The 23,200-nt window shown below is 40.9% G+C and carries 16 protein-coding genes; 2 read left to right on the top strand and 14 right to left on the bottom strand.

The genetic code is table 11. The annotated features are described in order from the left end of the window. Positions 1-132 precede the first annotated feature (132 nt). On the bottom strand, positions 133-447 hold the full coding sequence (locus GJS45_RS16240; protein WP_162342908.1) for a hypothetical protein: 315 nt from the start codon (positions 445-447) through the stop codon (positions 133-135). Positions 448-692: 245 nt separating this feature from the next. On the opposite strand from GJS45_RS16240, the gene GJS45_RS16235 reads away from it, so the two are divergent. Continuing rightward, on the top strand, positions 693-2,435 hold the full coding sequence (locus GJS45_RS16235) for a S1C family serine protease (RefSeq protein ID WP_162342907.1): 1,743 nt from the start codon (positions 693-695) through the stop codon (positions 2,433-2,435). Positions 2,436-2,533: 98 nt separating this feature from the next. Here the strand turns inward: GJS45_RS16235 and GJS45_RS16230 are convergent, their stop codons facing one another. After that, positions 2,534-3,979 carry an MltF family protein gene (locus GJS45_RS16230; protein ID WP_162342906.1) on the bottom strand — a complete coding sequence of 482 codons (1,446 nt, stop codon included), beginning with the start codon at positions 3,977-3,979 and terminating at the stop codon, positions 2,534-2,536. A 463-nt stretch (positions 3,980-4,442) separates the two neighbouring features. Further along, positions 4,443-5,330 carry a dienelactone hydrolase family protein gene (locus tag GJS45_RS16225; RefSeq protein ID WP_162342905.1) on the bottom strand — a complete coding sequence of 296 codons (888 nt, stop codon included), beginning with the start codon at positions 5,328-5,330 and terminating at the stop codon, positions 4,443-4,445. Between the two features lie 310 nt (positions 5,331-5,640). Between GJS45_RS16225 and GJS45_RS16220 the strand changes: the two genes are divergently transcribed. Next, the gene (locus tag GJS45_RS16220) at positions 5,641-6,927 is read left to right on the top strand and encodes a YncE family protein (protein ID WP_162342904.1); all 1,287 of its coding nucleotides are present in this window, start codon (positions 5,641-5,643) and stop codon (positions 6,925-6,927) included. A 153-nt stretch (positions 6,928-7,080) separates the two neighbouring features. Here GJS45_RS16220 and GJS45_RS16215 read toward each other — a convergent pair whose 3' ends face one another. From GJS45_RS16215 to GJS45_RS16165, 11 genes are all read right to left on the bottom strand, one after another. Next, positions 7,081-8,721 carry a serine hydrolase domain-containing protein gene (locus GJS45_RS16215; protein ID WP_162342903.1) on the bottom strand — a complete coding sequence of 547 codons (1,641 nt, stop codon included), beginning with the start codon at positions 8,719-8,721 and terminating at the stop codon, positions 7,081-7,083. 51 nt (positions 8,722-8,772) lie between these two features. Next, the gene (locus GJS45_RS16210) at positions 8,773-9,384 is read right to left on the bottom strand and encodes a hypothetical protein (protein ID WP_162342902.1); all 612 of its coding nucleotides are present in this window, start codon (positions 9,382-9,384) and stop codon (positions 8,773-8,775) included. Further along, complete coding sequence (locus GJS45_RS16205) at positions 9,381-9,728, bottom strand: PadR family transcriptional regulator (RefSeq protein WP_202928102.1); 348 nt, start codon at positions 9,726-9,728, stop codon at positions 9,381-9,383. The genes GJS45_RS16210 and GJS45_RS16205 overlap by 4 nt, the downstream gene beginning before the upstream one ends. A 302-nt stretch (positions 9,729-10,030) precedes the next feature. Continuing rightward, positions 10,031-11,425, bottom strand: coding sequence for a Fic family protein (locus GJS45_RS16200; RefSeq protein WP_162342901.1), 1,395 nt, complete (start codon positions 11,423-11,425; stop codon positions 10,031-10,033). Positions 11,426-11,490: 65 nt separating this feature from the next. Next, complete coding sequence (locus GJS45_RS16195) at positions 11,491-11,709, bottom strand: hypothetical protein (RefSeq protein WP_162342900.1); 219 nt, start codon at positions 11,707-11,709, stop codon at positions 11,491-11,493. A 170-nt stretch (positions 11,710-11,879) separates the two neighbouring features. Then, entirely contained in the window at positions 11,880-13,823 is a 1,944-nt protein-coding gene (locus GJS45_RS16190) for an ATP-binding protein (protein ID WP_162342899.1), read from the bottom strand. Next, positions 13,820-15,163, bottom strand: coding sequence for an SIR2 family protein (locus GJS45_RS16185; RefSeq protein ID WP_162342898.1), 1,344 nt, complete (start codon positions 15,161-15,163; stop codon positions 13,820-13,822). The genes GJS45_RS16190 and GJS45_RS16185 overlap by 4 nt, the downstream gene beginning before the upstream one ends. Before the next feature lie 154 nt (positions 15,164-15,317). Next, the gene (locus tag GJS45_RS16180; protein WP_235954812.1) at positions 15,318-16,007 is read right to left on the bottom strand and encodes an N-6 DNA methylase; all 690 of its coding nucleotides are present in this window, start codon (positions 16,005-16,007) and stop codon (positions 15,318-15,320) included. Between the two features lie 287 nt (positions 16,008-16,294). Then, a complete protein-coding gene (locus tag GJS45_RS16175; protein ID WP_162342897.1) occupies positions 16,295-20,146 on the bottom strand; it encodes a nucleotide-binding protein in 3,852 nt (1,283 codons plus the stop codon). Positions 20,147-21,113: 967 nt separating this feature from the next. After that, the gene (locus GJS45_RS16170) at positions 21,114-21,596 is read right to left on the bottom strand and encodes a hypothetical protein (protein WP_162342896.1); all 483 of its coding nucleotides are present in this window, start codon (positions 21,594-21,596) and stop codon (positions 21,114-21,116) included. A gap of 458 nt (positions 21,597-22,054) precedes the next feature. Then, a complete protein-coding gene (locus tag GJS45_RS16165) occupies positions 22,055-23,200 on the bottom strand; it encodes an Abi family protein (protein ID WP_162342895.1) in 1,146 nt (381 codons plus the stop codon).

Raw genomic sequence — 23,200 nt, 5'->3', positions numbered from 1 at the left:
TGAGATACGATTGGTTCGTACCTTTGCTTCAGGATGTTTACCCCTTTTTTCCCTTGAGGATGAAGGGTCATTATTTTTTCTTCATTCATAGGAGTAGGCATTAAACGTGCAATGCTAATTTACAACGTTTTTTTATTCCCTGAATTCATACTGAGGCAATAATTCCCGATACCATTCTTCCAACCGATTATTTTTAAAAACAAAGAGGTAAAATTCGTCATCATTTGGAAAGTTTCGGTACGATAGGATTTCGACCGGAACGCCGTCTTCCATCCGTTTCTCTGCGATGGTATAAGCGTTTCCCAATATCCCGGTCACTTGCTCCCGTGACATCCCCAATTCCAGTGCTTCCATATCATTACTGCGGAGCGAAGAAAAAATACCGGGGGCACAGGAGGAAAATGCTAAGGTCAGTACTAATAGGTAAGTAAGCGGCTTTCTGTACATAATTTGAGTCTTTGAGCGGTGGGTATCTATTCTCTTTATTTTTTCACTTCAAAATTAAGGATTTCGGAGAAAAATTCCATTTGTTGCTTTCGGTTTTTACCATAAGACATCCCGTAAAAAGCATAATAAATCGGCAGATAATTTTTGTAGTTCAAATTTGTGTATTTAAAATACGTTTTTGTTGATTTAATGATTTTAATAGTTTATGTTTGTCGCATTGTTTTAGTTTAACTTTTAAAATAGAGATGGAAAGATTTAACAGCAGTTTTCCTACCGCCTCCCCAGATGGGCGTGCAGGTAGCAGTCAGGGTTTTACTTCAAGTCAAAACCCTCCGGTATCGGGAAAGAAGATCAACAATGGGGGACAGCGGAAAACCCAGAAAACCTTAACTTACCAAGGATCAGGGTGTAAAGTAAAAGTTTCAGGGAATCGATTCTCCGGCAAAAAAACAGTAGCACTAGGATTATTGGTTTCTATGTTTTTCTCGGGCTGTGCCACTATTCTGAACAGCAAGTACCAAAAGGTAGCAATTGAAGCGGGGCAAGGTCAAAAAGAAGTACTAGTAAACGGGAAAGTAGTGAAACCAGAGCAAGGGGCTTACCTGTTGCAAAGAGACCGTAAACCCAAGCAACTGACAATCAGAAAAGAAGGGTATAAAGAGCAACATTACACCCTCATGCAATACAAACGGCCTCCTTTGTATTACCTATCCTGGGTACCTTTTGCACTCACCTTTGCTCCGGTCGTGGATACGGGTAAAAAAGCCTATGATTACGACAAATCTTTGGAAACCGATCAGGGACCGGTACGTATTCCAGATCGGGATGCCTATACCAAAAACATACGCATCAACAATGTAGCGGTAAACCTAAATTCGGAAGATGTCAAATACCGTTTTTTCCCAACCTACCGTAACCATAAACGCCGGCAGGATAAAAAACGGACAAAAACTTCTGAAGAAACGGATAAAATTGAAGTGACACAAACGGTTTTTCCCGATTTGCTCAATGAAGTCCTGAAAGAAAACGGATACATTGACACCAGTAACCGGGCTATTAAAAACACCTACTTAAACGACTTGCTGGTGGATGCTTCCATTCAGGATTACACCCTTAATCACGTGGCAAACTACCACACGGTGGATTATGGAGGAATGGTATATGTGGATTTGAATGTAAGATGGCAAGCGTTGGATTTTTACAAAACTCCGGTATATTCCCAAACCATCAATACACGATCCGGCCAATTTGCCATTCATGACTACGATCGTATTGATGGTGTTATCCACGATGCGATTAAAGATGCACTGGAATATGGGCTTATCGAATTAATGAATAATGACAAGATGATTGCTTTGTTGAACGATAGGGAGCAGGAGCAGATGGAGGAGCAATTTGATGAACTTATCCTCCCAAGGCCAACGAAATTTGTGAGCAACCTTAATGATGCCGTCAAATCTTCCATGACCATCAAACATGAGAATGGGCATGGCAGTGGATTTTTAATTAGTGAATCTGGACACATCATTACCAATTACCACGTCGTTTCTAATCAGGAAAATATTCAAGCCATTTTTGAAGATCATTCCATTCATGATGTGGAAATAATCCGGGTGAGTAAGGTTCACGATCTTGCGCTTTTGAAGATCAAAGATTGCGAAGGCATGCTTCCCTTCCAAATCAGCTCTTCAAAGGATATAAGCATTGCCGAGGAGGTGTATGCGCTGGGCACTCCTTCTGCCGAAGACCTTTCTCAAACCATTTCCAGGGGAATCATTTCCGGCCTGCGTTCCATCGACGGTGATGCGAAACTGATCCAGACAGATGCCAGTATTAATGGCGGTAACAGTGGCGGTGCATTGGTGGACAAAAATGGAACCGTGTTGGGCGTTGTCAGCGCAAAATTAACCGGCCCTGGTATCGAAGGGGTCGCTTTTGGAATCCCTTCTTATGAAATATTTGATCGCCTTAAAATCCAAATGCAATAAGCCAGGATCTTAAGTATCACGTTATTTGAAAATCCAACAAGTTGCCTTCAGGACACCTTGTTGGATTTTTTTCATGCCGGAACTTGGTATTCCTCCGTTTAAAGTTCTATAAACTGTTTGTAATGTTCATACCGTAAAAATATGTCCCTTACGTAATGGTAGGGTTCTGCTCCCCTCACAAAGCCATTTCGCACCACCTCATCATGGTAGTACTTTTTATCGGCCAGCTTCAACATATACTCTTCTACATTTTCATCCCATACATTCGGGTCTTTGCCATGCTTTTCCGCCAAACGCATGGCATCGAATACATGTCCTGCTCCGCAATTGAAGGCAGCCAGCGTAAATTTGACTTGCTGGATAGAGTCTTCTACCGCTTCAAAGTAATTGCGCATCTTGCCCAAATACTTCACCCCGCCGCTTACATTTTGCTCCGGATTGAAACTATTGCTGACGCCAACTTCCTTCGCTGTAGCCGGCATTAACTGAATCAGGCCGCTGGCTCCCACCCAGGAGGTGGCCTGGGGATCAAACCTTGACTCCTGATACACCTGAGAGGAAAGAAAGCGCCAATCCCATCCGATTATGGGGGCATTGGCCTTGATGATCTCATCGTACAGGCTGATTTTATTCCCGTTTTTGCTGTATAAGTCGCTTTGAATCCGGCCCCGGAAGGATTTGGTATTTTTGAAATACTTATTGTAAATCACGTAATAATCATCGCTCTTTTTCTCTTCTGCTATCCATTGGTTGATGGCCTGAAGCAATTCCGGCGAATTCTGCCTTACCGCCCAGGCGATGCGTTGGGAAAAGGAAATCCGGGTATCTATATGGAGTATCGGATAATAGGTTTTGTTAATTGCTGCGATATTGTAATCAGCCACGGTTCGATCGATTTCCCCATCTACCACCATTCGGATGATTTCGTCGGTAGGTACGTTGCCATCGATCCGTTTAATCGGAATGTCAGCACCGATCTCATCCTGCAGGTTTTGAAGCCGTTGCGAATAGGAGGTGTTTTCCCGCACCCAAACGGTATCATCTTCCAATTCCAGCGTATTTGAAATGACTTCCTTATCGATTTTATAGCCGGGCAGTGAGCGCCAGTTGTCGGGCATCCGCTGTACCAGGGCCTGGTGGGTCACATAATGATTTTCGGTAAAACTCATCAACTGTTTTCTCGGCTCGGTGATTGTCAGTCCATAGGCGATCAGGTCTCCCTCCCCGTTGTTAAGCATGGCAAACAGCTCATCAATGTCCTTGGCGACGGTAATTTTCAGCTCCAGATTCAGGTGCGCTGCCAGGCGGGACAATAACTCGTACTCAAAACCCATGGGCATCCCTCTATACAGAAAATAGCTCGTAGAACTATAGATGGTGATGGCATGCAGCACCCCATCTTCTTTGATGCTCTCCAGGTCTTTTGAAACGTTATAGGGTACAAGCTCGGCCTCTATCACCTGCTCCCCTTCACCGGGGCTTTGCGAACAGGCAGCCAAAATCAGTAACACGACAATAATTAAAGTATTCTTTCGTAGGTCCATAAGCTATACATTATATGGAAATAAATGAATTAAGCAAGGAATTGTTTAATCCATTGCGTTTTTTGACCCCGATAAAGCTGGGGTTTTAGGTTGCAAATGCTGTTTATGAGCTGATTTTTTACTCCTGGGTTCGATATTCCTTAATCTGGGCGAGTCCAAATCCCGCTTACCAAGTAGGTAAGATCCTGACCCGACCAGGAGTCGGCAGGGATTTTAGCACGTAACTATCATTAAATTATTACAAATTTAAAATACTCAAAAAAATCCCCTCCCGACTCTGGTCGGGACAGGCGTTGCCCTCCGCCGCGGAGGGAATTTGTTCACGGAATTCTGATGGCTTCTCCAACTTACTATTCAGATCATTTGCAAACCTGACTAAAAGCCAGGAAGGAGAGGCTTTCGCTTCTCCTTCTTACCTTATTTCGGCATTTAAACTGACAATCAGCAGGTATCTGCTCCGGCACTAGCCCAATTTCTCTTTAAAGAAATCAATGGTCCGTCCCCAGGCCAGTTTGGCCGCAGCCTCGTCGTAGCGGGGCGTGGAATGGTTATGAAACCCGTGGTTGACCTCCGGATACATAAAAGCCTGGTATTCCTTGTCATGGGCCTTCAGTTCTTTTTCGTAATCCGGCCAGCCGGCATTTACCCGCGTATCCAGCCCTGCAAAGTGCAGCATCAGCGGTGCTTGTATCTGTGGTACTTCTTCTGCGGTAGGCTGTCCACCATAGAAAGGCACCGATGCGCCCAGGTCCGGCACCCGCACGGCCATCATATTGGAGATCCAGCCGCCAAAGCAAAATCCCACCACCCCGGCTTTGCCCGTGCAGTGCTCGTGCCCCTTTAGCATTTCGTGGCCGGCTATAAAATCCTGCAACATGTCCTCTCTTTCCCTTTTCGACTGCATGGTGCGGCCTTCGTCATCCGATCCCGGGTAGCCGCCCAAAGGGGTCAACGCATCCGGAGCAAAGGCAATAAAGCCATCCAATGCCGCCTGATGGGCGGTATCTTCGATATAGGGATTCAGGCCGCGGTTTTCATGCACCACCAATATGCCCGGAAGGGGCCCGCTTTGGTCTTTGGGACGGGTGAGCAGGCCTTTCATGGTACCAGCGCCTTTGGGCGAAGAGTAGCTCACGTATTCCGAGATCAGTCGGGGATCGTCCTGGGTATAGCGCCGGGCAGCGGCGTAATTGGGCATCAGATAGCCCATAATGGCCGAAACGGTCAGCCCGCCTACGGCAAATTTGGACAGGCGCTGTACAAAATCCCTGCGCTCGATGCGGCTATGCGCATAATCGTCGTATAGGTCAAATACTTCCTGGTCCAGGTCTTTTTTATCAATTGGCTTCATGTATATGTAGTTTGGTTTTAAAGGCTTGGTTGAATAAATTTATCGTTTTTTTTGTAGGTATCCTATTTATCCGGGTTAAACAGCTAATCATTGAATCAGAAGCACTAATTCTAATCAGGTTGCCTCCAGGGAGCAGGCTGATATAAATGAGCAGAACTTCAATTAGAATTCCTACCCGGATTGTATTTGTAATTTTTATTGAAAAGTAGAATGCTATAAAGTTTGGATTAAGTGATATATCTATTATATTTAACTTGCAAAAATCATTTTATTTAAATGATTATTTCTCACTTGATGTAAGCAAAAAGATATGAGAAAATTCATCCATCTACCCAAACCGGCATTTTCATTCCTCTCTGTATTCATCCTGTCCCTTATATTTCAGGGTTGTGATTTTATCACGCAGACAAAAATGATTATCAATAAAAACCAGGGCCAGGAGAAAGAAGCAAAGACAGCCCATGCAAACGATTACGAGGTATGGGCACTTGACCAGGGAACGAACCTGAGCAGAGTTCACATTTTTAGTTCCAGTCTGGAGGAAACGGCACTGATCGATTTTCCCAGCTTGCATCTGGCAGGAAAAATTTCCGAGGAGCTTACCATGCCCCATATGATCGAATTTAACGCTACCCATGAATATGCCGTTGTGGCCTCACCTGCATCGGGTAATGTGGCCATCATCCGGGCAGAAGACAGGAAGGTGATTGATGTCATCGCGACGGGAAATGGTGCTCATATGGCCAGCTTTACGCCAGACGACCGGTCCATCTGGGTGGCCAATATCGGCACCGTCACCTTCACTGAAATTACGGTCGACCTGGAGAATGAAGAATTCGCCATCGGCCGCGAGCTCAATTTACTGGACGAACCCAAATGGATAGAGAATTTTGAAGGAGTTGCAGGTGGCGGTGGAGCTGCTGTAGGGGAGAATGTGCCGGCACCCGTTTGCCATACGTATACAGCTGATGGCGCCTATGCCTACCTTACCCTTGGGCCAGGTGCAGGGGGACTGGTAGTGGTGGATATTTTATCCGAAGTTCCCGAAATTGTAAAGGCCTTTTCCCGGGATGAAGTAAAGGCCAATTGCGGGCTGGCACTTAGCCAGGATGGAAGTAAAATGTATGCCAACTGGGGGGATCCCGGGGATCCAGACAACCCGCCAGCCCAGAGTGGCGCCTGGTATGTTTTTGACACTTCCGATCACAGCTTGATAAAAACCAGTAATGAAACCCGGGGTGTCGATGCACATGGTGCCCGCATTACCCCTCGCGGACCCTGGTTATGGCAGGTCAACCGGGGCAGCGACAATGGCATTGTGATCAACACCCGGACAGACCATATTGTCCATGAGCTGAATGATATTGGCAGCAGTCCGGATATCCTGGATTTTTCCCCGGATGGTAAATATGCCTTTATCACTTTGCGGGGTCCAAGCCCACGCAGCGGGGCTGCCCATGTAGCTACCGGTGAGACACCCGGGTTTTCAGTGATTAAAACCGCCAACAGAAAGAAAGTCAAGGTGATTCAACCCGCACCAATAGAAGACCTGGAAGCCAGTGATTTTCACGGCATTAAAGTTCGCTCGCTTTATTGAGCAGGATTATTTTGCACAAAAACTTCCTGGTCGAGGTCATTCTTACTTAATGACTTTATTGATTTATTATTATTCTTTAGCGGCCATAACTTGTCCTTACTCCGGGAGCGGGACAGGTTATGGCCTTTAAAATAAAATTATCATCCTAATGAATCAGTCTACCCTTTCAAATAAGATGTTTTTCACCGTGCCTTCCGATGCCACCTCAAAATACATGATTTCCCCTTCATTTTTTCCATGAAAACGGTATTTTGTCCTTCTATTCGCCCCAAATACACCCTTTTGCCCCTCGGTGAGGACCAGGCGATTATTGGGGTACGTTAAAACCAGTTGCTGATCGATTACTTCTAGCACATAGGTCACATCTAGTTCTTTGGAATAGTAGTTCCCTGCATAGATTTCCAGATGCTGATTGGGCTGATCCGCTAGCTGGATCCTCTCAAAATAAAAAATAGCACCGCCAAAATCTACCTGTAGCTCATCATCAGCCTCTTCTTGCCCAAAGGCGTAGGTAATATACGGGTTGTCGATTCTGGAGAATAGATTGGGGCCTTCCGGAATGAGGGGTGTCCCGGTACTGCCCCTACTGCTAACCGCTTTCAAGGTATCGTTCTCCACATAAATCGCCATGCGCAAATCGCTGTTTAATTCCTGGTACGTTCCGGTATACGCGTTTAACGCCGCTGTCGAATGTTGGGTAAAAGTTGCCTTTTGACCGGCTTCCGTCGGTTCCTGCACAAACAGGTCCAGGATCTGGTAGGAGAAATTGACCGCATTGATATTTTCGTCATTTGCAAATACCACCACCGCCAATTTCAGTGCCGGAACGGCGATAAATTGGCTGCGCATGCCCCGATCTCGTCCGCTGTGATGGTAGGTGGTAAGCGTCTTGTAGGGAGAAACAAATAGTCCCCTGCCATAGCTCATCCGTTCGCCATTATTCAAGGTATCCCGTTGCGTTAGGAAATCTTTCAGGTAGGCATATTCAGGAGCAGGGTTTAGGAATAGTTCCGACCAGCGGAGCATATCGGGAATGGTACTTTCCATGCCCCCGGCCCCTACGCAAAGGGTCAGGGATTTGGGTTGGTTGTATCCCTTGTCCGTGGCATAATAGGGATAGGCCCGGTTGGGGACAAGGGTTTCCAGATCATGGATAAAGAACGAATATTCCATATCCAAGGGGTCGAAAAGTTCTTTTTTTGAAAATTCATGCAGGTCCATCCCGGATACCCTTTCCACGATCAAGGCCAGTAAAACATAGTTGGTATTGGAATAAAGCATCTTTTCGCCCGGGGCGTTATTGGTCCCTTTTTGCCGGAACATCAGCGCCTGAATCATTTCATTGGTGTAGCCCTGATGGCTGTAGTCAAAGCCTTTCAAATCCAGTAGCACGTTGTGGTTTCGGATCCCACTGCTATGGTTGAGCAAATGTTTTATCCGGATCGTGTCCCCATAAAACGCCAATTCCGGAATATACTTCCTTACATCTTCCTGTACGGATAATTTACCCTGCTTTTCCAATAGACCGATGCAGGCGGCTGTAAATTGTTTGGTAACCGAGGCCAGCCCAAAGACCGTGGAATCATTGAACGGGAGCTGGTATTCCAGGTTCATACTGCCCCTGCTGCCTTGGTAAAGGACCTGCCCGTCTTTTACCAGGCCAACGGTTACTCCGGGATGTGATTCCTCCGGTACTGCTTCCATTAACAGCGCATCGATGCTGTTTTTCACAGGGTTCTGGGCATGTGCCTGAACAGCCGTAAGTATCCATAATAGAAGGTAGAGGGATTTCATTTTGGTAAGTGTTTAGCTGGTTTTCCAAGAAGGGAGGAATCCAGGCAGGTATTAGGTTTCTGACTGACTTGCTTTAAACATTCGGAAGAAGAAAAAGGGGAGAAAGCCCAGGCCAAAGAGCAAAAAGCCTAGCCCCAGCAACACACCGGCCCCTTGTAAATGGAGTAATTTGAAAAGGCATGCCGCAATCAATACCATACCACTCAGGGAACCCACTATCCATTGGAGTTTTCCGGAAAGGTGTAAAAACAGCCTGTTTTTGAGTTTGTTTACCAATAACAAGGGCAGGAAAACGAAGGCCAAACCCAGCATACCCGCATACAATAAAGGGGTAGCCCCCGGCAAAGACATGATTTTAAAGAAGGTGCCGATGGTAGTCGAAAGGGCAAACACGTAGCCTGAAAGGTAGGTGCATTGGTTTAGGCGCAGGCGCTTTTTATAGTTGAGTAGGTAAAGGGTTTCCTGCTGTATTTCGCCAAATCCATTGGGCGTGATTTGCGCATAGGCGGCTTGAAAGGCATTTTCAAAGGATTGCCCGCTTTGCATTTCCGCCTCAACCACGCAACAAAAATGGTCGATCAGGTCATCCTGCAATGCTTTGTCGGCAATTTCACTGTGCCGAATGGCCCGGCTGATGATGGTAAGTTGTTGCTCGGAAATCATACCGCTGGAGTGGTTTTCGTGTCGGTAAAGATGATTTTGTGCAGCGTGTCCATAAAGTCGGCCAACTCCTGCACGGCCATTTTCTGCTCGCCTTTGCCTTTGCTAGTTAGGGTATAGTATTTTCGTACACGTTTCCCGAGGGTGACTTCTTCCGTCGTGACCATCCCGTCGCTTAGCAGCTTGTGCAGGATCGGGTAGAGGCTCCCGTCCTTGATCAGGATTTTACCTTCCGAAATGCCCTTGACTTTCTGGCAGATTTCGTATCCGTACATTTTTCCGTTTTCTTCCAGGAGCTTTAAGATGATGACCCCCAAGGTGCCTTTTAACAATTCTTTTGAATACATAGGGCAAATATACATCATAATACGATGTATCAAAACAAAAGGCATATTTTATAACACTGATTTCAAATATGCGTCGAGGCCATAAGGGGATTTGGTTGGCAATGTGAAATCCGTAGCGGAAAATGCACCTGAATTTTCAGGACATAGTGTTATTCGGAAGAAATGGGAAAAAAACGGTGAAAGGTTTTAATGAAGGACTTCGCTCTCATTTGTACGCAGCAAACGACTACCCAAGGAATGCGGATAGCCTTCATTTCCTAAAAGCGCTTTAAACCCTTTCTCTAATTTCGCCTCTGTAAATTTCATTTGTCCAATTTGTCTTTTCCATACTGTGTTAATCGGTATTGCTGCTTGCTGCTTCTGGGTTTTTCAGGATTGGTCAATTCGACAAACCCACCTTCAATTGCAGGTTGTAAGTACATTTTTCGGAAGTATTCCCGATCGGAAAGCCCAAGGTTTTCCTGAAGTTCTTGTCTGCTATGCTCACCTGTAATTGTTTTTAGTAGCTTTTCAACTTGCGGGGTAACTTGCGGGGTAACTTGCGGGGTAACTTGCGGGGTAGATTTATTTCCTAGGAATACCTTGCTATCCTGATTTGCCGAAACATTATGAAGGGTAATTTCAATACCTCCGTTTATTTCCCGAATATCAGGTTCGGGTAGATCTGCTTCTTTACAGGCTTGGATGATTTTCAAGGTGCCCCGACCCCAAGTATCGATATATCCGGCCATGAAACAGGTTTTTGCAATTTTCGGATTTCGGGGGCGAGAATTATGCGCAATTTTTAAATCCTCCAACGTGAGCCCACTGGGGAGTATACCTTCATTCCAAATAGACAACCGGTCGTCAAATACACGCAATTGAACATGGGCACCCATGTAAGTTCTGTGTACTAGTGCATTCAACAACATCTCACGAAGTGCAGCAACCGGATAAATATCTTTTTCTATCCGTTGCATACCTACAAATTCTATGGGGCGAACCAGAAACTTATTATGCAGTTGCGATTGAACTTCATCGAGCATCCAAACCAGATTGCCCTCCACCACTTCCTGAAAGCGCAAATCTGTAGAATCACTGCCGAAGCGACCAATTCTCACTTCTACATTGGGATAATACCTTCCCGGGTTTTTACCAAAAAGTAACAGGGCAGCACGTTTTAACTTTTTACCTTCAGTCAATTGCAGTTTTTCCAATATTTGAAAAGCAGACAAACCCTTGGTGACTGGCATACGGCCCTTTTCCCGACTGTCTTCTATTAATTTTTGTATGCGCTGTTCGTCTATGTCCTTAATGGTAGCACCTTCCTCTACCACATCATCCCAGGTCTTGCCTGCTTTTTTTAGTAAAAACTCATTAAGCTCCACTCCGGTAAGTTCCATTTTGGTGCTGCCGGAGCGGTAATAGTATCTACCTCTGAGCGAAACAGGTACAGAATAGGGGTTCACTTTTATTTCGATGAATTTCTTGCCTGCTTCTTCTTGCAGGTTTATTTCGCAGATAATACCCATCGTATTGCGAATCTTGTTGGGGATGTCCTCCAACAGTTTTTGATAATCAGACAAGCCTACCACATTGCCCTTATCGTCTTTACCAATATAGATGGTACCGCCGACGGCATTCGCAAAACCACAGCCCCACTTCAGGTAGTCGTCATGCCAACTTTTCTTCCATTCTATGTTTTGGCGTTCACTCATATCAGCTACTTCCTTCGAAACTACCGATTTTTCCGAATAAGGGATGTTACCAACCGATCGCCTTTCTAAAGGATCCCTCCTCCCAACACCAATCGAATAAGTCCCACCACCACGGCGATGCCACAGAGCACCATGCCTTCATTGGATTTTCCAATCGCGCTAATGATCAGGCCGAGAATGGCGAAAGGGATATTGATCCAATTAAACCAGCCTAATAGCGGGATAAATCCCAGCAACATACCCAAGGCGGCCAGTACGCCAAGAATTAATCCAACTGTTTTCATAGTAATCGTAGTTTTCTTCCAAACGTTAATTTAAGCGCCCCAATTGAGAAACTCTGAGTTCTCAGAAACTTGTCTAACAATAATCAAAATAAACAATGGTAAATAAGATGACACAAACAAAGCAAATTGAGCTAGTCTGTGTAAATTGTTTATCCTATTGTTATTCTCTGTCATAGGTCTATTTCTATATCCTTTTCTTTAAACCAGTTCCTACTTATCTCATTGTTATCGCTTTTCGGTTTCGGTTCGGCTTCATTCACTTTGAAAGTTGTTGGTAGATTTACCGCATGACCAAAAATCAATGCGTGTTGTGTGGGAATAGATGGCATTCTTCTCAGTATTGTTTCGGAAATATGGGGAGTAATCTGCCTGATATGTGATAAGTCTTCAGGGTTTTGGATTCGGTGAACAATGAAATTACTGCATTGGGATAAAACTGTTTTAGACAGTTCGCTTGGTCTTTGAGAAGATACAAGTAAAAACATGCCGTATTTCCGGCCTTCTTTAGCAATACGTTCAAAAATTCTATTCGCATCACCGAACACTTTTCCGGCATCTTTTGATATGTACCTGTGAGCTTCTTCCAGAACAAGGTTCACTGGAAACTTATTCCTGTCCTTTGCTTCCCGTAGTTTTTCAAATATTAACCTTGAAAGCACACAGGAAATGACTTCTACCGTTTCATCATTGGCAGAATTGAGGTCAATAATAATTACCTGAGATTTTTTCATTTTTGATTCAATTCCTAAAAACTGCTCCAAGTATGACGTCGTATCCGATTCAAAACCTCCCTTTGTGAGAAAATTGAAGTCGTCTCTCTCTTTGATGCTTTTATATCTTGTAATCAGTGAAGAACAATAATCTCTTATCTGCTTATTACCATGATATTCTTCATAAAGGATAGCACTATCAATAGCTTGACCTAACTGGGGAAATTCAAATTTTTCAGATTTGTATTTTGGATCAATTTCAATATCCTCAATAATATTTTTACGAACCGATTTTTTAAATTCATTTTCTTTCGCGGTGTTCGGAAAATTACCGAATTTGGCATCATATCCAGAAAAATCAATTGTATTAGCAAAATCAGCCTGCTCCAGTAATGAAATGATTCTTTGCCGTTTTGACACAGGACTTTCCCAATTTTCAAATACATACATTATGCTGCATGCATAAATGTGATTCTTTGCTTCTTTTGATAAATTCTGGGTAAAACCTAAAGCATTCCTAAGTATTGGGATTTGAGATTTTTCGCTTGCATTTAAAAGTAAAGCCCATTCATCGACATTCATAAACCAATGAGGAAGTACAAACTTTGCAACCTTGTTGCCTTCAGTAACCTCATCAATAGTGAAGTTCTTAACTTCCACATTTGAATTTTTTTCGGTTATTTCCTCGAAAGCTTGACTGTATTCACCATTTACGTCAAAGAAGATGAACGTACTACCTGTTGCACTATTTTCTTCAAGTCTATAAAGGGTTTGCAGCATGGAGGCAATGGTGCAAGATTTTCCGCTTCCTGTATTGCCGAGTATGGCAGAATGGCTCCCGAAAAATTTGTCAATATCAATTTTCACTTCATAATCCGGGAAAATGGTTGATTTTCCAATCGGTAATGATGTGTAGCGGTATTTGCAATCACAATCAGATTTAGAACATTCAGGATTATCCTCAAAGCAAACTTTGACCTTTACCGCATTCGTTTTGAAAATAGTGTCCAACTCTTCCTCTTTAATGTAAAGAACATCTGAATAAAGATTGGGATAGACACTTACACCAAATTCAAAATTTAAAGACCCTTCTTTTGTTGTTTTAATGGTTCCAATCGGGAGGACTTCCAAAAACTTTCCGGCCTGTACCTTGCTCAATATTTGATCTGTTGGATTGGAAAACGGCACATTAAGGTCTTTTTCCCGAACCCCCGACACTTCTGCAACGATGTAATAATTTTGGTAGGGGACAATTACGTAGCTGTTGAGTTGAGCAAAATAATGTATGTCGTCAAATCCACTTACGTTAAAGTTTTCCAATCCGCTTAATAGTTCTACAGAAAATCGGTCGGAGTTTATAGCTACGACTTTTCCAATCCCCCTTTGTTTGTCTTCTTTGGTCATTTCAATAAATCTTTGAGGTTCTGGATTGTCTTTTCCATTTTCTTGTCCAAGTCTTCTGCTGTTAAATCCGGTAAGACTTGCTCCACAAACCTTTTAAAGAAATGTAGAGGCACATAATCACTTTTTTCCTCAGGCCATTTCTCTCCAATAATCCATATCCTAGAATCATTCAAAGCCATCAACTTACCAATAGCATTTTTTTCAGTTGGTTCACCAATAACGATCAAACGGAATGAAGGAATGGTAAATGCCTGGAAAATCAGGTTGTTAATATGTTCATCGCTAAAACTATACCCGATAGTGACCAATATATTATTGTTTTGCATCAGTTTCTTTTGAAACTCACGGAACAAGTCAGAATATGGACTTCCAAGACTGGCATTGTATTTCAATGGTGTTGGATGAATCATTATAGTAGATTCATCCTCTAAATCCTCAAAAGTCGGTTCCTGAATTTCCTTTACGTTGAATAGCTTATTCTCACCCTCAGCTTGAATCCAATTTACAGAACCGTGGATCTTGTACAAATAAAAGAAGTTGTCAATCACGCTCCATTTGGATTGTGATAAATCCATTTTTTCTGCAAGGGCGTAATTGAATATGGCAGGATTAAAAAATTTGCTTATACCTCCGGTAAAGCCATTTACGTAATGAATCCCCAATAAATCCATAGCCCTTTCCGAATAAAGGTCATAATTGGTCGTGAAAATATTTAGTCTTGGTAGCGTTGGGTTTCTGGTAAGGAGTTTCCTATAAAATTGTTTGTATAGCTCAATTAAGGGCTGGTCAACAGGTGGCTTATCTTTTTCAGGTTTGGCATTGTCTTCGTTAAGGCATTTTTGAAGCAAGTAATTTCTTGCTTTAAGAATAATGGATTCAACTTTTTCACAATTAGTTAAATCCGCAAATGATTTTTCTTGAATGCTGAGAGGTATCTGATCTATTTCTTCCTCTGATAGTGTTTTTTGTAGATAAAAGGAAAGGCTATGTAAAGTGGAAAGGAATACTTCAAGGTTTTTGGAAAAGATATCTCCATCGACTTCAATACTCAAGGTCGATTTTAACCATTCTTTCTCTTCTTTGAACTCCTTTGATCCGTAAAATTCTGAGGCCATAGGAGCCATGACAGGAATCCCTATTTCCTTAAATTTCCCTTCAGTCGTTTCTAATTTGAAAGAAGAGCAGCCACTTCCTAGTAGAAAGGAAAGATTCTTATTGTCAAGCGCTTTTAAAAACGAATCCTGAATCTTTTTCAAATCTGTTTCGTTTGATTTCTCACTAGTTTGCTCTTTTTTGGATTCGAGTACGTTTTCGTTGCCTTTGTAGAAGAATATTTCCATAATCGTATTTTTTAATTCCCTGTTATTCCGTTAATAAATGTCTCGAAAAAATATAAAATCCGGGTCAAAATCCGGCCGCCTGCTTTGTTGCGTTCCAGTAAAGGGGAGGGGCTTGTAAAGTTTTCAGGTTGGCAGTGGTTTTCTCCATGCGGTTTTATAGGTACTCGTAAGCTTCGAACAAGAAGCCCGCACTTCCGCAAGCGGCATCATAATTTTTCTCGCCTATCTTCGGGTCAACCACTTTTACGATGGTCGTAATCAGGGGACGGGGCGTGTAGTATTCGCCACCGTTTCGCCCTGCATTGCCCATGTTTTTGATTTTATCTTCATACAGGTGGCTCATCTCGTGCTTTTCCGCATGGGTACGGAACCGCAACTCATCGATCCGGTTTATGACCTCCCGCAGATTGTAGCCGCTTTGCACGCGGTTTTTCAACTCGCTAAAAATCTCCCCAATCTTGTATTCGATGGTATCGGCATTTTCGGCAGACAGTTTAAACTTGCTGAGGTAGGGAAACAATTTCCCATTTACAAAATCGATCAAATCATCCCCAGTCAGGGCATTGTGATCCACTTCGACAGGCTCAGTGACCGATCCACTTTTCGAAAGCCGAGCTCGTTGAAGCTTAGGAGCAGCCCAAATGCTCCATTGGTATTCCGGCTCGATGATGGGCGTGTAGGTTTTTCCCGTCAGTTCCGCAGCAGTAGCTCGATCCCGCTCCAGATCGTCCAGGTATTTCAGAAACAACACCCAGGAAGTCTGTTCCACATAATCCAACTCACTACCACAGCCGGCATCTTTGTGCAGGATATCGTCTATATTTTTAAAAGTTTGTTCAAACATTGGTTTATTTTTATTTCAATTTTTAAGTTTCTCGTTCTATTGCTAACCTGGTCTGGGAAAATCAAAACATATAGTTTGTTAAGATGGCTTTTTTCAGTGTGTCGCAAAACGTTTTGGCGCTTGGCGCAGTGGCGGATTTCGGAGCACAAAACTGTCAATACACCACAAAAGTTGATGCGAGGCAGAATATTCAATTAACCGCGTCACCCGCCATTGAGCCAAACGCCTGTTATCGGTTCGGGCTTTTCTATCTGTCGTTTTTTACTCCCTTCTCTTAATTCCTTATTTTAAATAAAATGTTCTTCGTCTCTGTTTTTTTCACTTTCAATATCCTTGTCAAGATAGCTAATGTAAGATGTTGCCCATTCTTTTACTAAATCTGTCTTATGATTTGTTAATTGCTTAAATAACTCTTTTTTAGATTCAAGAAAAGGAACAACAGAGCCTGTCCAAGAATATGTCCCCATATTTGAACTTAGATTGCTTAGAACTTCTTTTATATCACCATACTCGTCTATAAGTCTAAAAGCAATAGGGTGCCATTTAGCATAGTCTGTATTGTTATTGTCAAAAATTGGTGTAAGTTCTGCTAACCTTGATGGTGCAAGAGGCTTATTGTCTGCACACCAATTAAAAATAGAATCAATATCACCGTCAAATAAAACTCCAACACTACTCCCAACTCCTCCAATTCGAGAACCTAGAATATGTTTCAGTCCATAAAATCTAATGTATGTTTCTTCGCTTGAAAGTAATGCGTTTGATAAATCAGGCCAAATCGCATTGAAATGCACCTTCAATAAAATTTCATAGACTCTTTGAATGTAATGGTCGAGATGATATGAGTTCTCCCAAGTGATAGATTCTATTACCGATTTGTTTATAAATATAGCAAAGTCAACTTCCGTTTCGTCAGATAATATAAATGAAATAGTTTCAGTCCATTTAAAATCGTCTAATTGACGTCTGAATTTTCTGTTAAATCCTAAATTTACAATACACTTTTTATAGATTGGTTTAAGCAACTTTTTCTTTGCTTCATCACCATAGCTAAGGTCAGCAAACAAATCAAAAACGACTGCATATCCCTCATCACCGTATGTAAATAGTTTTTCACTGAAAGAATTTAATTCTTCGAAAGTTAGTTGAGATAATGCGGCGTTATATGTAAAAGCGTAAAAACTGTTTACATCAGAACCTTTTTTGTCAATTAGTTGAAATAATAAATCAAAGTATTCCTTGCCCGATTTATCAATTGACAAAAAGTAAAATAATTGACTACTAAATTCAGAGGATTGGAACAATTTCAAATAAAATTCTTTCTTTATTTCATCACTTGTGTTGGAAATGAAACCGCCAAGAACTGTAAAATTTCTTTCCTCTTTTGGTATCTGTGAAATAACTTCTAAGGAGTAATCTATAAAACGATTAAATATTGTTTTATCATCTATAAGCAATTCAGATAAACGGTTACCAAAATGAAATGAAAAAACTTGTTGATTTTTATAAAACGCAGGGAAGGTTTCTTCCCAAGAAATTTCGCTTGAAATATATTCATCAGCCAAGTTTATAATTGCTTCAATTACTTTTTCACTTGAGTAGGTTTCGTCATTATCCAAATGATAAGAACTTGATAATGTCAAATACTTAGTTGGGAAATCTGTTTTGGTTAGCAAATCAATCAAGCTGTTTATTTCTTCAAGTTGTTCTTCAGGGATACAATGTTTTTCATATTTCCTTGCAAACTTCAATCCTTTTAAACCACTATCCCAATCTTTGTTCTTTAATTCTGAAATTTCCTTCAAATAGGGTAATATCAATTTCCCAAACCCAATGTGAAACATAGTTCCTATACTATTTGAAATAGCTTCACTTGCTAATTCTGCATATTCATTTTTTGATTTAATGATTTCAAGTAGTTTATTGAGAATGTTTCCCCAATATTCATCTATTTCTTTCCAACTTGGATTGTTGTCAACTAGTCTTCTACTACCTTGTTGTTCTGCACCACCCATTCTACTTGCGTGCCCAAAATTCAAACCTATCTTCATAGCTCTTATAGCAAAATCATAATTGGCTTTATCTTCTTTATTTAACAACCATTCAATTATTTTCCATCTTTCACTCAAGTCAGCTTCTGTTCCTGAAAGATGTACATTGAATAGATGTAGAAACTGACTTGTGGCATTGTTTGCCCAAGTTTCGTTTTCTGCAATTGCAAATCCTAAAAGAACTTTTGCACTATCATAAAATGTTCTTTTGTCGAAACATAATTTTTCCAAAGTCCAAACTATGTTTCTTCGACCTGCTTCAATTTTCAGTAATTCCTCTTTGGATTTGTTTAAAAATTGACGTTTGAAATTTTGAGAAACAGCAATGGGATTCACTTCTACAAAAGAGCGGAAGAGGCGTGAACCCAACTCTGTATTTAAAACTTCCGCGTCATCAAAAGGGCTACCAGGGCCAACAATTTTTTCAACAATTTGTACGGCTTTATCGTTGTAACCAAGATATTTCATCTGCTCTGCAAATGCTTTAGACAAACTTGTTCTATCAGGTTCTTGCAAACCTGCGATCTCGTTTATTACTGCAATGAGCCTTTGAGGAGTTAGGGGGTCTAACCACTCTTGAGCTAAAGACATAGCTAATGGAAAAGGACGCATTCCAATATATCTACCTCTTTTTTCAAAAATCTCTCTTTTTAAATAGTAGTTACAACTTTCATAAAAGTCATTTACTTTAACATTTTCATCTCCATTTAAACTCGTAATATTTGTACTCTTTGCAATAAATTCTGTTTGTGAGGATAGCTCATCATAGAAACCAAAATAATTGAAGATTGAACAAGATTTTAAAATGGTTCTGTGTTTATCTTCTTTTCCTTTTGCACCAAGAAGTTTATCCAATAAATCTTTGTCATCTAGTTTTCCGATAAACTGCTCACCGTTTTTGACACTTTCTCCTAGCAATACAGCCATAAAAGGAATTCCTTGTGAAAAGTCTTTTATTCTATCAATGTTACCTTCACCTACATTTTGAAAATTATTATCTACTATTTGAGTAACAATGTCTGATAGTTCATTTTTGCCAATAACTATATAACTTGTACCTTCTGTATTGCTGTTTTCTTCAGGATTTGAATCTATTGTAACTAGTGACAATCCTTGAAGATTTCTAACAATCAGTTTATGTGTTGAAATGTCACAGTTGTCAACGATTAGAATTGCGTCTTTTTTCTCGCCTTTTATCTTTGAAATTATTTCTGAAAAATTAATATGATTTTGATAATCGTTGCAGTTTACATACAAAATGCGATTCGCAGTAATCAGAGAATCAGTGTCATTCTCTTTTGGCCTAAAAGTTTCTAATAGAATTCTCGTTTTTCCCAATCCTGATAATCCTAATAATCTAATAACGGAGGGTGATATACTCGCTGTCAAAATTGAATTTTGAACTTTTTGAATTTTTTCATTTGTAATAAACTTATCAGATTGAGGATTATTAATTAATTCATTCCACTCATTCCAACCAACAAAAGGGCGATACTTACTTTTTTTCGTTTCTAATACATTTTGGATTGTTGGTTTCAATGCGTTCATCAAACCATTCACTAACATTTTTTTTATTTCAGCTTTTTGGGCTTCGTTTTGGCTCGAAAAATTGTATTCAGTTGGAAATCTATCGTGTCGTAAATCAAAAGGAATTATTTCCGCATTGTTTTTTTCTTTTGGCGAACCACTATAATAATTATTTAGAATACTGATAATGGAGATTTTTCCTAATGATTTTAAAGCTGCACCATATTCAATCATTACATTTGGATTAGGTGTTGGTTTTAGTGATTTTCTTAGTATTTCCTTATAATCATCAGGAATTGCATCTGGAAAATCATAATTCACAATTGTTAAATCCGCAATGAAGATATCAGAGTTAGAAATTATTTTTTCAATGATTGTATCAGCAATCGCTACTTGTCCTGACTCACTTCTAACTGCATCAGTTACTTCAAATTCGATTCTTTTGAAGTCAGGTTCTTGTTTGATTTTCTTTAAAGCACCTTCTATACAATCAGATATGAAATTCTTATTGTATTTAGTATTGGTTGTTGTCTGCCAAGAATAAAATATTTTTATCTTCATATGGCTCTACTTTTAAAGGTCGTCATTGCTTATGTGAAGTGTCGTTTTAGCCTGATCGATAACATATTATATAACTGACAAAAATCAGGTTTATCCACCCAAAATAAGCAAACAACCCCCATTTATCAGTTCTTACCCTCGGGATATTTCGTTTACCTTCAGCCAAGAAAACCCTCTGGCTTAGGCTGTATGTTGTTCTGCGTAACCTGAGAATTGGGTAAGCGCTCCACCTGTAATCAGACTCCAAGACTTGCTAAGATACACGAACAATATAGTGGATTTTTTTTGAATGGGTAGGGGTGGATTTCGAAAAATCTAATCCGGCCATCAAAAAAAGCTGATGGACAAGTAATACCCGACAGGAAAAATTGAAAAATGATACTTCCGAATTGCCAGGGGTACTTCGGAAGTACCCCCCTCCACTTTTGAAGTCCCTCCCCCCACTTCCGAAGTGGGGGGAGGGACTTCAAACTGACAAGCGAGAGGTTCGGAACTCGAACGTTGCGGTTCGGAAGTACCCCTTTGCGGTTCGGAAGCTCAGATTTTTACCTAAAATTCGGAACTTTCCGGATAAAAATAAAAATTTCTGACATTTTGACCGGAAATTATTCAGGTTCTTATTCGAAAGAGGTACTTCCGAAGTGGGGGGGAGTACTTCGGAACTCGGCGTGTCAGGTTTTGAACCGCAAGCTTGCAGTTCGGAAGTGGGTCTTCGAGGTTAAAAGGCGGAAAATTATGCCTTTTTGGCAGATCATTCGAGCAAAAAGCCGCATGATTGAAGTTAAAATGTGAAAGTTTCCGATTGAGAACCGCAGATTTGAAGTCGGGAGGCTAATCACTGAGGCCTGGAATCAAAAAATGGAGGCTTAATTAGGGTACTTCTCGAAAATTGAAAAAGGGTGCAGCCTGGAGAAATCCACCTGCACCCTTTAGTTAATTTTAGGTGACATAAGCAACTTTTCTTTTTTTACACATCCGTTCCGTTGGTTGAAGCACTACCGGGCTTTTCAAACCGTTGCCTTAGGTCCTCATAGATTACCTTGGCATCTGCAGCATTCATTTTGGCTCCGTACTTGACCGAATTGTAATAACCCAGTGCTCCTACATAGGCCTCTGAGCCGGCAAGGGTCACGGTGTCATTCAGATTACTGTTCAGCTGCTGTATATCCCTAAGGACAGGCATCAGACTTTTTACGACATTCCAGTCCTTGTCCATTTCCTCTAAATCTAGAAAAGGGGGTAAAAACTGCCCATCCTCCTGCGCATATTCCATGGTCTTTTCCACAAAGGGAACGGTGCCATCACCCATTTTGGGTATGGTCTGTCGCTCGGAAGGTGAAAGCGCTACCAGGTAGGGGCTTAGGATGGCCTTGATGGTGTTTAGCGCATCCCTGGCAGTTTGCAGCTCTGCCTCAGGGATCTGAATGGAGATTGAGTTTTTTGTACTCATGGTCTATTAATTTTAGGTTAAACATATTTACCATGATGAAAATATATTTTTTGAATGTAAAATGCAAATTTAAGCAGTCAAAATTTGATTAAAAATTCAGTTTGAGGGTTTATGGGAGGGAATAGTTTGTTTAAGGGAACGATTGTATGTGGCTAAAAAATCTAAGATAACCACTATTAATTTCTCACGTCTGAGAAGAATGGGGTATGAATTCATGCTTTCCTATTACCTCAAATCTCAACCTACAATCCAGTGAACCGCCAAGTACGAGACTCGTACGCTTAGTGATGTGACAGCCTCAACCCGACCCATTTGGCTCAGGTCGGGCTACTTGATTGGGCAATCGTAATTTTTTTTCTTCCGTCTGCCAGCTTTGGCAAAGCCATACTCTTTTGCAATTTTTGGCTTTAGCTTTGGATGGTGCGAATTGCAAATGTGTATGGCGTTTAGCATTTGATTTATAACCAGCCTAATATGATTAATTCTTTTTTGTATTCATTTAGAGTCTTGTCTACTAAGAACTCTCCATTATAAAGTGTATCGTATGCTTCCCTGTCATCAGCGTTGCTTGGGAAATTGGCAGTAGCTGTGTTATCTGAAATATCAAGTAAATGAGCTTTCAAGTCCGCTAAATTGTTGAATTTAAATTCAGGTGTTCCTGTTTGCCAAAAGTCGTGAAGTACTACTTCATAATTGTATTCATTCCATTCTGCCACTGATAATAGTTCCTTTAGTCTATCATAAGAATATTGCTCAGCAAAATTGATTTCATTTTCAGGTTTTTCTTGCTCAATTCTGGTTTCTTCTGCCCAAAAATCCTCTATGAATTTATGTACTTCTGGTTTTACTTTCTCGTAACTTGATACTGCTCTATTAGGAATTGCTCTATTATGTGCTACGCAATTCCGAACAGTTTCTATTGAACCTAATTTCTCTCTAATTTTCTTTAAAAAGTCTATATGTCTTTCTTCAAGGATACCTCTCAAGTTCAGATAGTTTCTTAAATGGTCGTAAAGTTCATTGGTTTGAATAAGTGGGATAATCTCTTTGACTGGGAGTTCTTTTGGTTTGTCAAATTGATAGTAACCTGTAAATGTGAAATAGAAAAATGGATTTTCGCTTCGATCTTCAAAATCTTTATTTGTAGGTTTATCCGCTGGATATTTTATATCGTACTCATCCAATTTGTCGACTTCTTCACTATTATATTTTGAGTAAAAAATAAAAGAAAAAACCTCACGGATATTCATTTCAATTTCTGCTATTTCTTCAAAATATTTTAGATAATTTGAAATGCGAAATTCGTCAGAAAATTTAACAAGTCTAATAAACCCATCAAGGCTTTTTAACCTTGAATCAAAACCATCAATAAAATCATCATACTTACTTAAATCATAAAAAGTTTCGTCAATATCTATTTCAAAGTAGCAAAGTTTAGTGTCCGATTGAAGTAATTTATTAAGGTTGACTTTTATAAAATCTAATGTTGTTCTTAAATCAAGTTGATTATATAAGTCGTCTTGAAGTGTAAGATGCAAGACTTCCCCAATTACTTTTAATGGATCGCTTTGGAAATTATGTATTATTTGAAACCTGATTTTCAT

It is taken from the genome of Cyclobacterium salsum (assembly GCF_010119245.1).
GTDB lineage: Bacteria > Bacteroidota > Bacteroidia > Cytophagales > Cyclobacteriaceae > Cyclobacterium > Cyclobacterium salsum.
Note: the sequence above shows the minus strand (reverse complement) of the source record. Positions and strands in the feature narration are given on the sequence as shown.

Bases quoted from the DNA above. Each gene is read 5' to 3' on its own strand.
- GJS45_RS16185 (WP_162342898.1), bottom strand. From the start codon at position 15,163: ATGGAAATATTCTTCTACAAAGGCAACGAAAACGTACTCGAATCCAAA.
- GJS45_RS16240 (WP_162342908.1), bottom strand. From the start codon at position 447: ATGTACAGAAAGCCGCTTACTTACCTATTAGTACTGACCTTAGCATTT.
- GJS45_RS16220 (WP_162342904.1), top strand. From the start codon at position 5,641: ATGAGAAAATTCATCCATCTACCCAAACCGGCATTTTCATTCCTCTCT.
- GJS45_RS16225 (WP_162342905.1), bottom strand. From the start codon at position 5,330: ATGAAGCCAATTGATAAAAAAGACCTGGACCAGGAAGTATTTGACCTA.
- GJS45_RS16175 (WP_162342897.1), bottom strand. From the start codon at position 20,146: ATGAAGATAAAAATATTTTATTCTTGGCAGACAACAACCAATACTAAA.
- GJS45_RS16180 (WP_235954812.1), bottom strand. From the start codon at position 16,007: ATGTTTGAACAAACTTTTAAAAATATAGACGATATCCTGCACAAAGAT.
- GJS45_RS16190 (WP_162342899.1), bottom strand. From the start codon at position 13,823: ATGACCAAAGAAGACAAACAAAGGGGGATTGGAAAAGTCGTAGCTATA.
- GJS45_RS16210 (WP_162342902.1), bottom strand. From the start codon at position 9,384: ATGATTTCCGAGCAACAACTTACCATCATCAGCCGGGCCATTCGGCAC.
- GJS45_RS16205 (WP_202928102.1), bottom strand. From the start codon at position 9,728: ATGTATTCAAAAGAATTGTTAAAAGGCACCTTGGGGGTCATCATCTTA.
- GJS45_RS16215 (WP_162342903.1), bottom strand. From the start codon at position 8,721: ATGAAATCCCTCTACCTTCTATTATGGATACTTACGGCTGTTCAGGCA.
- GJS45_RS16165 (WP_162342895.1), bottom strand. From the start codon at position 23,200: ATGAAAATCAGGTTTCAAATAATACATAATTTCCAAAGCGATCCATTA.
- GJS45_RS16170 (WP_162342896.1), bottom strand. From the start codon at position 21,596: ATGAGTACAAAAAACTCAATCTCCATTCAGATCCCTGAGGCAGAGCTG.
- GJS45_RS16235 (WP_162342907.1), top strand. From the start codon at position 693: ATGGAAAGATTTAACAGCAGTTTTCCTACCGCCTCCCCAGATGGGCGT.
- GJS45_RS16230 (WP_162342906.1), bottom strand. From the start codon at position 3,979: ATGGACCTACGAAAGAATACTTTAATTATTGTCGTGTTACTGATTTTG.
- GJS45_RS16195 (WP_162342900.1), bottom strand. From the start codon at position 11,709: ATGAAAACAGTTGGATTAATTCTTGGCGTACTGGCCGCCTTGGGTATG.
- GJS45_RS16200 (WP_162342901.1), bottom strand. From the start codon at position 11,425: ATGAGTGAACGCCAAAACATAGAATGGAAGAAAAGTTGGCATGACGAC.